This window comes from Sphaerisporangium album, from assembly GCF_003323745.1.
GTDB lineage: Bacteria > Actinomycetota > Actinomycetes > Streptosporangiales > Streptosporangiaceae > Sphaerisporangium > Sphaerisporangium album.
The window spans coordinates 171251-181476 of sequence record NZ_QOIL01000022.1; the positions used below are offsets into that span (position 1 = coordinate 171251).

Annotated in this window: 12 protein-coding genes; 10 read left to right on the plus strand and 2 right to left on the minus strand. The window is 71.7% G+C overall.

Annotated features, from left to right (window positions below; translation table 11 throughout):
- Positions 1-8 precede the first annotated feature (8 nt).
- On the minus strand, positions 9-737 hold the full coding sequence (locus DQ384_RS31805) for a helix-turn-helix transcriptional regulator (RefSeq protein WP_114032573.1): 729 nt from the start codon (positions 735-737) through the stop codon (positions 9-11).
- A 76-nt stretch (positions 738-813) separates the two neighbouring features.
- Positions 814-1836 (minus strand): PHP domain-containing protein, encoded by a 1023-nt coding sequence (locus DQ384_RS31810; RefSeq protein ID WP_114032574.1) that lies wholly within the window; start codon positions 1834-1836, stop codon positions 814-816.
- Positions 1837-2047: 211 nt separating this feature from the next.
- On the opposite strand from DQ384_RS31810, the gene DQ384_RS31815 reads away from it, so the two are divergent.
- The 10 genes from DQ384_RS31815 to DQ384_RS31860 form a co-directional block, all read left to right on the plus strand.
- Positions 2048-2476: a hypothetical protein gene (locus tag DQ384_RS31815; RefSeq protein WP_114032575.1), complete on the plus strand. Its 429-nt coding sequence runs from the start codon at positions 2048-2050 to the stop codon at positions 2474-2476.
- 74 nt (positions 2477-2550) lie between these two features.
- Positions 2551-2967, plus strand: a complete 417-nt coding sequence (locus DQ384_RS31820) for a hypothetical protein (RefSeq protein WP_114032576.1) — start codon at positions 2551-2553, stop codon at positions 2965-2967.
- Between the two features lies 1 nt (position 2968).
- Entirely contained in the window at positions 2969-4123 is a 1155-nt protein-coding gene (locus tag DQ384_RS31825; RefSeq protein ID WP_114032577.1) for a glutathionylspermidine synthase family protein, read from the plus strand.
- 90 nt (positions 4124-4213) lie between these two features.
- Positions 4214-4663: a DUF350 domain-containing protein gene (locus DQ384_RS31830; RefSeq protein WP_114032578.1), complete on the plus strand. Its 450-nt coding sequence runs from the start codon at positions 4214-4216 to the stop codon at positions 4661-4663.
- 106 nt (positions 4664-4769) lie between these two features.
- The gene (locus tag DQ384_RS31835; protein WP_114032579.1) at positions 4770-5879 is read left to right on the plus strand and encodes a PucR family transcriptional regulator; all 1110 of its coding nucleotides are present in this window, start codon (positions 4770-4772) and stop codon (positions 5877-5879) included.
- 116 nt (positions 5880-5995) lie between these two features.
- The gene (locus tag DQ384_RS31840; RefSeq protein WP_114032591.1) at positions 5996-6922 is read left to right on the plus strand and encodes an ACP S-malonyltransferase; all 927 of its coding nucleotides are present in this window, start codon (positions 5996-5998) and stop codon (positions 6920-6922) included.
- Between the two features lie 5 nt (positions 6923-6927).
- Entirely contained in the window at positions 6928-7875 is a 948-nt protein-coding gene (locus DQ384_RS31845; protein WP_114032592.1) for a beta-ketoacyl-ACP synthase III, read from the plus strand.
- Positions 7876-7948: 73 nt separating this feature from the next.
- A complete protein-coding gene (locus tag DQ384_RS31850; protein ID WP_114032580.1) occupies positions 7949-8188 on the plus strand; it encodes an acyl carrier protein in 240 nt (79 codons plus the stop codon).
- A gap of 84 nt (positions 8189-8272) precedes the next feature.
- Positions 8273-9505 carry a beta-ketoacyl-ACP synthase II gene (gene fabF / locus DQ384_RS31855; protein ID WP_114032581.1) on the plus strand — a complete coding sequence of 411 codons (1233 nt, stop codon included), beginning with the start codon at positions 8273-8275 and terminating at the stop codon, positions 9503-9505.
- A 12-nt stretch (positions 9506-9517) separates the two neighbouring features.
- Positions 9518-10226: carboxyl transferase domain-containing protein (locus tag DQ384_RS31860; protein ID WP_281274145.1), on the plus strand; the 709-nt coding region annotated here is incomplete at its 3' end.

The following is a 10226-nucleotide window of genomic DNA, read 5'->3' on the forward strand; positions in this document are numbered from 1 at the left end:
GGAGGGGTTCAGTCGAGGTCGGGGTCGCGGGCGATCAGGTCGGGGATGTCCGGGTCGTACTCGTCGAGCTGCCGCCGGGTCGTCGCGGGCTCGCCGGTCAGCGCCGCCGTGCGGATGCGGTCGAGGCGGAAGACCCGCACGTCCTCCCGCAGGCGGCACCACGCGACGAGGTACCAGAACCCGCCGCGCCCGCCGATGAAGACGCCCGGCTCGACGTCGCGTTCGGTGAGCGCGCCGGAGCGGTCCTCGTAGGTGATGTGGAGCACCCGGCGGCGCTGGAGCGCCTCGTCGATCACGCGGCCGGCCGCCGGCCTCGCCTCGGCGTCGCCGCCGGGAAGGTGTGCGCGGGTGGCGTGCTCGCCGCCGGGCGGATGCGGGAGAGAAGCGTGCTCGTCGCCCGGGGCCGGCAGGGCGGCGACGAGCTTGCGTAACGCGCCGCGCGCGTCGGCGGCGAACGGACGGTCGCTCAGCCGGCTGAGCGCCACCGCGACGGCGACGGCCTCGCCGGGGCTGAAGCCGATGGGGGGAGGCGACGCCGTCTTGCCGAGGGCGTATCCGCCGCGCTTGCCCGGCTCGGCGTGGATGGGCACCCCCGCCCGCTGGAGGGTCGCGATGTCGCGCTCGATGGTGCGGGCGCTGACCCGGAGGCGGTCGCCCAGCTCTCGTGCGGACCGGCACCGGGGGGAGATCGCGCGCAGCTCTTCGACGAGCGCGTAGAGCCGATCGGTACGGTTCACATCCCGAACTTACGTCCGGCCACCGACATTCGAGCGGCCCGCGAACGCGGTTCTATCCGGCCCGCGAACCCCCGGCCTAGCCGGTGGTCCAGGCGAGGAGGTCGGGCAGGGGCCAGGTGTCGACCACGCGGTCCGCCTCGACGCCGCACCGCACGGCGCGCTCGCAGCCGTAGTGCTGCCATTCGAGCTGGCCGGGGGCATGGGCGTCGGAGTCGATGGAGAACAGGCACCCCATCTCGTACGCCGGCCGCAGCAGGCGCTTGGGCGGGTCGAGCCGGTCGGGCCGGGAGTTGATCTCCACGGCGACGCCGAACCGACGGCACGCCTCGAAGACGATCTCGGCGTCGAAGTCGGACTCGGGCCTGAGGCCCCCACGCCTGCCGCCGCCGCGCACGATGCGCCCGGTGCAGTGGCCGAGGACGTCGACGTGCGGGTTGGCGATGGCCGTGACCATGCGGCGGGTCATGTCGTCGCCGTTCATGCGGAGCTGGGAGTGGACGCTGGCGACGACCACGTCGAGCCGTTCCAGCAGCTCCGGCTCCTGGTCGAGCGAGCCGTCCGGCAGGATGTCCACCTCGATGCCGGTCAGAACGCGAAACGGCGCCAGCTCGTCGTTCAGCGCGGCCACGACGTCGAGCTGCTCGCGCAGCCGGTCGGGCGAAAGGCCGTTCGCCACGGTGAGGCGCGGCGAGTGGTCGGTCAGGGCCAGGTACTCGTGGCCGAGGTCGCGGGCGGCCAGCGCCATCTCCCTGATCGGCGACCCGCCGTCGGACCAGTCGGAGTGGCTGTGCAGGTCGCCCCTGAGCGCGGCGCGCAGGGCGGCGGTGGCCTCGTCCAGGTCGAGGCCCGCGGTGTCCTCCAGGCGGCGCAGGTAGGTGGGGGTCTCGCCGTCCAGGGCCTCGGTGATGGCCAGGGAGGTGACCTTGCCGATGCCCTTGAGGTCGGAGAGACCGCCCGAGCGGGCGAGCCGCACGAGCTCGTCGCGGGGCAGGTCGGCGATGGTGGACGCCGCGCCGCGGAAGGCGCGCACGCGGTAGGTGGGCTCTCCGGCCCGCTCCAGCAGGAAGGCGATGCGCTTCAGGGCTTCGACCGGTTCCACACCGCGAATCTACCCCGGCCCGGCGGTCGCCTTGGCCGTCCACCAGCCCGGAACCCTGGAACTTATTCGTGGCTTATAACGATATTTCCGGATAGGAACCTGATTTCAGGCGGCCCCGTTGAACGGTCCAAACGGTACGCTGAGCTGACTTTTCGAGAGATGGACATCGATGGCGAACCCTGAGCCGCAACCTCCGCGGACACCGCACCCCTTGGCACAGGCGGGACCCTCCGCGGGGAGGCCGGCGGGCGACGTCAGGTCCAAGAAGAAGCTGTCGACCAGCGCCATCACCCTGGGAACGATGGGCGTGCTGTCGACGCTGTTCGTCGGATTCTGCGCGGCCCAGGACGCCTACGCCCCGCGCGTCGCCGCGGACTGCGTGGACCTGGACAGCAGGCAGCCGGACGGCTCCTACCTCGGCGTCAACGACCGCTACTGCGATGACGACGGCGGCTCCAGCGGCTCCAGCGGCTACCGCGGATCCCACGGCGCCTACGGCTGGTACTACGGCGGAGTCTGGCAGGCAGGCCGGATCCGCGGCGGCACGACCATCCGCCCGTCCAACGCCCACATCAGCACCCGCTCCGGCAGCGTGATCCAGCGCGGCGGCTTCGGCGGCCGCGGCGTCGGCGGGAGCTGAGCGGCGATCGTCATCTCATCGGGAAAGCGAGCCGAGCCATGACCAAGCCCGCACGGCGATTATCGTCGCACGCGGTGACCGTGGGGGCCCTGACGATCCTGTCGGGCCTGGTGCTGACCTCCTGCGCACCCCCGAATCCCGTCGACCCCTCCGGCACCTACTACGGCGTGGACAACTCCGCGTCCGGCGGGCACGACTCCGGCGTGGAAGACGACTCCGTGGACGATCCGGACGCGGTGACGGCAGACTGCGTGAGCCGCGCCAGTGCGGACGACGGCTCGTACAAGGTCGTCAGCGCGTCCCACTGCCCGCCCAAGGCCGGAGGCGGGCACGGGCATTCCGCCTATTTCTGGTACTACGGAGGCCGCCGCCGCAACGGCCGGGTCTCACGGGGGACGACCGTCATGCCGAAGGACACCGAGATCGTCACGAGAAGCGGACGGTCCATCACGCGCGGCGGCCTCGGCGGGCGCGACCACGGAGGGAGCTGAGGTGCGGCGGGAGACGTCCGCGCGGCGCGACGGCTGGGAAGAGATCATCGAGTCGCAGGGGCTGGCCTACCACCGGACCGCGCACCCCGAGCACCTCACCCGTCCGTACTGGGACGAAGGCGTGCACTACAGCTTCACCATGGACGAGGTGCTCGCGCTGGAGAGCCAGGTGGACGAGCTGCACGGCATGTGCCTGGAGGCGGTGGACCACGTCATCGCCCACGGCCGCTACCGCGACTTCGCGATCCCCGAATGGGCCGCGCCCGAGGTGGAGGCCTCCTGGCGGCGCCGCGACCCGCACGTGTACGGCCGCTTCGACCTGCGCTACGACGGCACCGGCCCGGCCAAGCTGCTCGAATACAACGCCGACACCCCGACCAGCCTCGTCGAGACCGCGCTGGTCCAGTGGTTCTGGCTCAAGGACGTGCACCCGGGCGACGACCAGTGGAACTCCGTCCACGAGCGCCTGATCGACCGGTGGAAGGAGCTGCCGCTCCAGAGCGGCCCGGCGCACTTCGCCTGGACCAACATGGACGAGACCGGCGAAGAGGTCATGACGCTCGGCTACCTGCAGGAGACCGCCGAGCAGGCGGGTCTGACCACGGTGGCCATCGCCATGGAGGACATCGGCTGGGACGCCGCCGGTCTTCGCTTCGTCGACATGGAACGGCGGGTCATCCGCACGCTGTGCAAGCTGTACCCGTGGGAGTGGGCGGTCGCCGACCCGTTCGGGCCGCAGGCGGTGCGCGGACAGGTCTCGATGACCTGGGTCGAGCCGCTGTGGAAGATGCTGCTGTCCAACAAGGCGCTGCTCGCCGTCCTGTGGGAGATGTACCCGGGCCACCCGAACCTCCTGCCCGCCTACCTCGACGGGCCGCGCGACCTGACCTCCCACATCGAGAAGCCGCTCCTCGGCCGGGAGGGGGCCAGCATGCGCATCGTCACGCCCGGAGGGGTCGAGAGGACGGCGGGCGAGTACGGCGCCGAGGGCTACGTCTACCAGGGGTTCCAGGCACTGCCCGACTTCGACGGCTGGCGGCCGGTGCTCGGCGCGTGGGTCGTCGGGGACGAGGCGGCCGGGCTCGGCATCCGCGAGACCTCCGGCCTGATCACCGATGACTCCTCCTCCTTCGTCCCCCACCGCATCGTCCTCTGAATCGCCCTCCGACCTCCGGGACCTCCGGCCCGGCTCCCTCCCCCCGGCCCGCCACGGCCGGCGCCCCCCGACCTCGTACAGGAGACACATATGACCATCGCGCTCGCCGGCCCCCTCGCGGAGGCGCTCGGACGCGGGGCCCTCGCCATCCTCGCCTACGCCGTCCTCGGCGTTCTGCTGCTCATCGCGGGCTTCTACGTCATCGACATGGTGACCCCCGGCCGGCTCGGCAAGGTGATAAAAGAGGACCGCAACCCGAACGCCGCGCTGCTCGCCGCCTCCGGGCTCGCCGCCCTCGGGCTCATCGTCGCGGCCTCGATCTGGTCCTCGGGCGGCGCCCTCCAGGAGGGCCTGCTCGCGACGCTGGTGTTCGGCCTCGTCGGCATCGCCGTGCAGACCCTCGGCATGATGTTCTTCGACCGGGTCGCCGGCATCTCGGTACGCGAACTCGTGCACGAGCCGACGCTCCAGCCCGGGGCCATCCTGCTCGCGGTGACGCACTTCGCCATCGGGCTCATCACGGCCGTCGCGGTGATATAGCGCACAGAGGCACCCGCATGGGGCTACCGCACTCGCGCTCACCTGGCACTCTAGGGGTGTGAACGACCGGGTACGCGAGGACACCGCACGACGGCTCGAACGGGCGATGGGCAGTCTCGGCACGGCGGCCATGGCCCGGATGGACGATCGTCTGCCCTGGTACCGCGCCCTTTCGGCCGAGGACCGCTCCTGGGTCGGCCTCGTGGCCCAGGCGGGCATCGCGGCCTTCGTCGAGTGGTTCCAGCACGCCGACGAGGGCAGGCCCACCCCCAGCATCGAGATCTTCGGCACCGCGCCGCGCGAGCTGAAGCGCTCGGTGTCGCTCCAGCAGACCGTCGACCTCGTGCGCGTCGTCGTGGAGGTCGTGGAGGCCGAGGTCACCGACCTCGCCGCGCCCGGCGGCGAGGATCTGCTGCGCAACGCCATGCTGCGCTACACCCGCGACGTCGCGTTCGCCGCCGCGCAGGTCTACGCGCGCGAGGCCGAGGTGCGCGGCGCCTGGGACGCCCGGCTGGAGGCGCTCATCGTGGACGCGCTGGTCCGCGGCGAGGTGGACGACGGGCTGCACTCGTGGGCGGCCGCGCTGGGCTGGACGTCCTCGCCGGTCGTCGTGCTCGCCGGGTACGCGCCCGACGCCGACCCGCAGACCGTCATCGACGGCATGCGCGACAAGGGGCGGCGCCTCGGCCAGGACCTGCTGGCGGGCGTGCAGGGCGACCGGCTGATCGTGATCGTCGGCGGCGCCGACAGCATCAAGGACGCCGCGCGGCACGTCGTCCCCCGCTTCGGGGCCGGCCCGATCGTGATCGGCCCGGAGGTCCCCGACCTGCACACGGCGGCGCGCTCGGCGCGTGCGGCCACGGCGGGCCTGCGGGCGGCCGCCGGCTGGCCCGACGCGCCGCGCCCGGTGCTCGCCGAGGACCTGCTGGCCGAGCGGGCGATCGACGGCGACGACGACGCCCGGGCGCAGCTGATCGAGAACGTCTACAAGCCCCTGGAGGGCACCCCCCTGCTCGACACACTGGCGACCTACCTTGAGCAGGGGACATCTTTGGAAGCCACGGCCCGTCTGTTGTTCGTGCACCCGAACACCGTGCGTTACCGTTTGAAAAAGATCACAGAGCTGACGGGCTACCAGCCGACCGAAGGACGGTCCGCCTTCACCCTCCAGGTCGGGTTGATCCTCGGCCGGTTGTCGCGAACCGTTGTGACGTGACCAGGTTCTGTAACCGCCCGGAAACCTCAGGTGGAGGTTTCCTACAAAAGCCCCCCGACAAAGTTCGTACGGATCATTAGCAGTGTGGTGAACTCCTACAGGGCATGGTGGATTTTGTGCTCGTCATCGTCGCTCCCGGCCAAGGTGCCCAGTCTCCCGGATTCCTCTCCGCGTGGCTTGAGATCCCCGGTGTGAAAGACCGGCTGTCGGCGTGGGCGGAGGTCGCGCAGCTGGATCTGATCTCCTACGGCACCACGGCCGACGCCGACGAGATCCGCGACACCTCGGTCGCGCAGCCACTCCTGGTAGCCGCGGGCCTCGTCGCGGCGGAGGCCCTGCTCGGCGAGCCGCTCGGCTCGGCCGTCCCGGCGGGCGTGGTCGCGGGTCACAGCGTGGGCGAGTTCACCGCCGCCGCCCTCGCCGGGGTGCTCACCCCGGAGCAGGCCCTCGCCCTGGTCCGCGAGCGCGGCCAGGCCATGGCCAAGGCCGCGTCGGTCACCCGCACGGGCATGACGGCCCTGCTCGGCGGCGACGAGGCCGAGGTCCTTGCCGCGATCGAGCGCCACGGCCTCACGCCCGCCAACATCAACGGCGCCGGCCAGATCGTCGCCGCCGGCACGGTCGAGCAGCTCGACGCCCTGGCCGCCGACCCTCCGGCGCGCGCCCGGCCCCTGTCGGTCGCGGGCGCCTTCCACACCCACCACATGGCCCCCGCCGTCGAGCACCTCCGCGCCGAGGCCGCCGCGATCACCCCGGGCGACCCTCGCGTGATCCTGCTGTCCAACGCCGACGGCGCGGCCGTGGCGAGCGGCGCCGAGTTCGTCGGCAGGCTCGTCGACCAGGTCGGCCGCCCGGTCCGCTGGGACCGCTGCATGGCCACCATGCAGGAGCTCGGCGTGACGGCCATGATCGAGCTGCTCCCGGGCGGCACCCTCACCGGGCTTGCCAAGCGTGCGCTTCGTGGCATCGAGACCGTTCCCCTCAAGACCCCGGACGACCTCGAGGCCGCCCGCGCTTTGATCAGCAAGGAGACCGCTCAGTGAGGATCATGCGGGGCGCCGCGGGCGCCAAGGTGCTGGCGTTCGGCGGCTACCAGCCGCCCGGGGTCGTCACCAACGACGATCTCGCCAAGACGATCGACACCAGCGACGCCTGGATCCAGAGCCGCGTGGGCATCAAGGAGCGGCGCATCGCCGGTCCCGAGGAGTCCGATGTCGACATCGCGGTCCAGGCGGGCGGCAAGGCCCTGGCGGCCAGCGGGCTGTCGGCGGGCGACATCGACCTGGTCGTCGTCGCCACCTGCACGCTGGAGGCGCAGATCCCGAACGCCGCCGCGCGCGTGGCGCACCGGCTCGGCATCCAGGCCCCCGGCGCGTTCGACGTCAACGCCGCCTGCGCCGGGTTCTGCTACGCGCTGTCGGCCGCGGCGGACGCCGTCCGCGCGGGGTCGGCCACCAACGTGCTGGTCATCGGCACCGAGAAGCTCTCGCAGTGGATCGACTGGACCGACCGTGCCACCTGCGTGATCTTCGCGGACGGCGCCGGCGCCGCCGTGGTCGGGCCCTCGGATACGCCCGGCATCGGCCCGGTGGTGTGGGGCAGCGCGGGCGACAAGTCCGACGCGATCACCATCAGGAACCGCGAGTCCTTCCTGTACCAGGAGGGCCAGACGGTCTTCCGCTGGGCCACCACCGCGCTGCACCCGGTGGCCAAGGAGGCCTGCGACCGCGCGGGCGTCGCCCCGTCCGAGCTGGCCGCCTTCGTCCCCCACCAGGCCAACCTGCGCATCATCGAGGCCATCGCCCGCAAGCTCGGCGCCGACCAGGCCATCATCGCCAAGGACATCGTGCTGGCCGGCAACACGTCGGCGGCGTCCATCCCGCTGGCACTGAGCCGCATGACCGAGCGCGGCGAGCTCCGCTCCGGCGACCTCGCCCTGCTGCTCGGCTTCGGCGCCGGCCTGACGTACGCCGGCCAAGTGGTCGAGATCCCCTGAACCTGTACGGAGGCCCGCACGGCTCACCGTACACAGCAAATGAAATCCCGATAATTCAAGGAGAAATCGCGACATGGCAGCCACCGAGCAGGAAATCCTCGCGGGCCTCGGCAAGATCATCAACGAGATCACCGGCATCCCGGAGTCGGAGGTCACCCTGGACAAGAGCTTCGTCGACGACCTCGACATCGACTCGCTCTCCATGGTCGAGATCGCCGTCGCCGCCCAGGACGAGTTCGGCGTCGAGATCCCCGACGACCAGCTCAAGCACCTGAAGAACGTCAAGGACGTCGTCAACTTCATCCAGAACTGACCGGCCCGGGCGTCCAGCCGCTGGACGTCCGACCATCCACGCCTCGCGTGGGCCATGCTTCGCGTCTAACAGAGGGAGCGCATCGTGAGTACAGACCGGGTACGCGTCGTTGTCACCGGGCTCGGCGTGACAACGCCCCTCGGTGGAGACGTCGACTCGACCTGGTCGGCGCTCCTCGCCGGGAAGTCGGGCGTCCGCCCCCTCACCGAGGAATGGGTGGATTCGGTTCCGGTGAAGTTCGCCGCCAGGGTCGCCGTCGAGCCCACCGAGGTGCTGCCGAGGCCCGAATCCCGGCGCCTCGACCGCGCCGAGCAGTTCGCCCTGATCGCCGCGCGCCAGGCGTGGCAGGACGCCGGCACGCCCAAGGTCGCGCCCGACCGCCTGGGCGTGGTCGTCGGCAGCGGCATCGGCGGAATCACCACCATCCTGAACGCCTACGACCTGTTCAAGGAGAAGGGCTGGCAGCGGCTGTCGCCCTTCACCGTCCCCATGCTGATGCCGAACGGCTCGGCCGGCTGGATCGGCATCGAGATCGGCGCGACGGCCGGCGTCCACGCCACCGTCAGCGCCTGTGCCACCGGCGCCGAGTCCATCGGCTACGCCATGGAGATGATCAGGTCAGGGCGGGCGGACGTCGTCGTGGCCGGCGGCACCGAGGCCGCCATCCACCCGCTGAACATCGCCTCGTTCGCGGCGATGCGGGCGATGTCCACGCGCAACGACGACCCGCAGCGGGCCTCCCGGCCCTGGGACCGGGGCCGGGACGGGTTCGTGCTCGGGGAGGGCGCGGGCATCATCGTCCTGGAGTCCGAGGAGCACGCCCTGGCCCGCGGCGCCCGCATTTACGCCGAGGCGGCCGGGGTCGGCTACTCCGCCGACGCCCACCACATCGCCCAGCCCGAGCCGACCGGCGCGGGCATCAGAAGCGCGGCCCGGCGGGTCCTGGAGGACTCCGGGCTGACCGGCGAGGACATCCGGCACGTCAACGCGCACGCCACCTCGACCCCCGCGGGGGACGTGGTGGAGACGGTGGCGATCCAGGAGATCATCGGCGACCACCCGATCGTCACGGCGACCAAGTCGATGACCGGCCACCTGCTCGGCGGCGCCGGCGGCATCGAGTCCGTCTTCACGATCAAGGCCCTGTACGACCGCGTCGTGCCGCCCACGGTCAACCTGGACGACCTCGACGACGGCGTCGAGGTGGACATCGTCCAGGGTGAGCCGCGCAAGCTCCCAGACGGCCAGATCGCCGCGATCAACAATTCCTTCGGGTTCGGCGGCCACAACGTCGCCGTCGCCTTCGCAAGCGTCTGATTTGGAGCGACAGTGACTGTGCTCGACAACGGGGTGGTCAGCGGGACCTCCGAGGAGGACGCCCCAGACCCCCGAGATCCGCTGATACGTCTGTCGGCCCTGTTCGACGAGGGCTCCATCCACCTGATCTCCCCCGAAGACCGCAGCGGCGTCCTCGCCGCCATGGGGCGCGTCGAGGGCGTGCCGGTGGTGGGCTTCGCCAGCGACGCCCGCGTCCAGGGCGGCGCGATGGGCAGCGAGGGCTGCGAGCACATCGTGCACGCCTACGACGTCGCCGTCCGCGAGCGCGTGCCGATCGTCGGCCTCTGGCACTCCGGCGGCGCCCGCCTCGCCGAGGGCGTCGAGTCCCTGCACGCCGTGGGACGCGTCTTCGCGGCGATGACCCGGGCCTCGGGCATCGTGCCGCAGATCTCCGTGGTCCTCGGCCCGGCCGCCGGCGGCGCCGCGTACGGGCCCGCGCTGACCGACCTCGTAATCCTCTCCGACCAGGGCCGCATCTTCGTCACCGGCCCCGACGTCGTCCGCAGCGTCACCGGGGAGAAGATCGACATGGCGGGGCTCGGCGGCCCCGAGCCGCACAGCAAGCGCAGCGGTGTCGTCCACGTCGTCACCAAGACCGACACCGACGCCGTGCTGCACGCCCGCCGCCTCGCCGTGCTGCTCGGCCACCAGGGCCGCATCCGTCCCGACTCGGTCGAGGACGTCGACTTCTCCGGCCTGC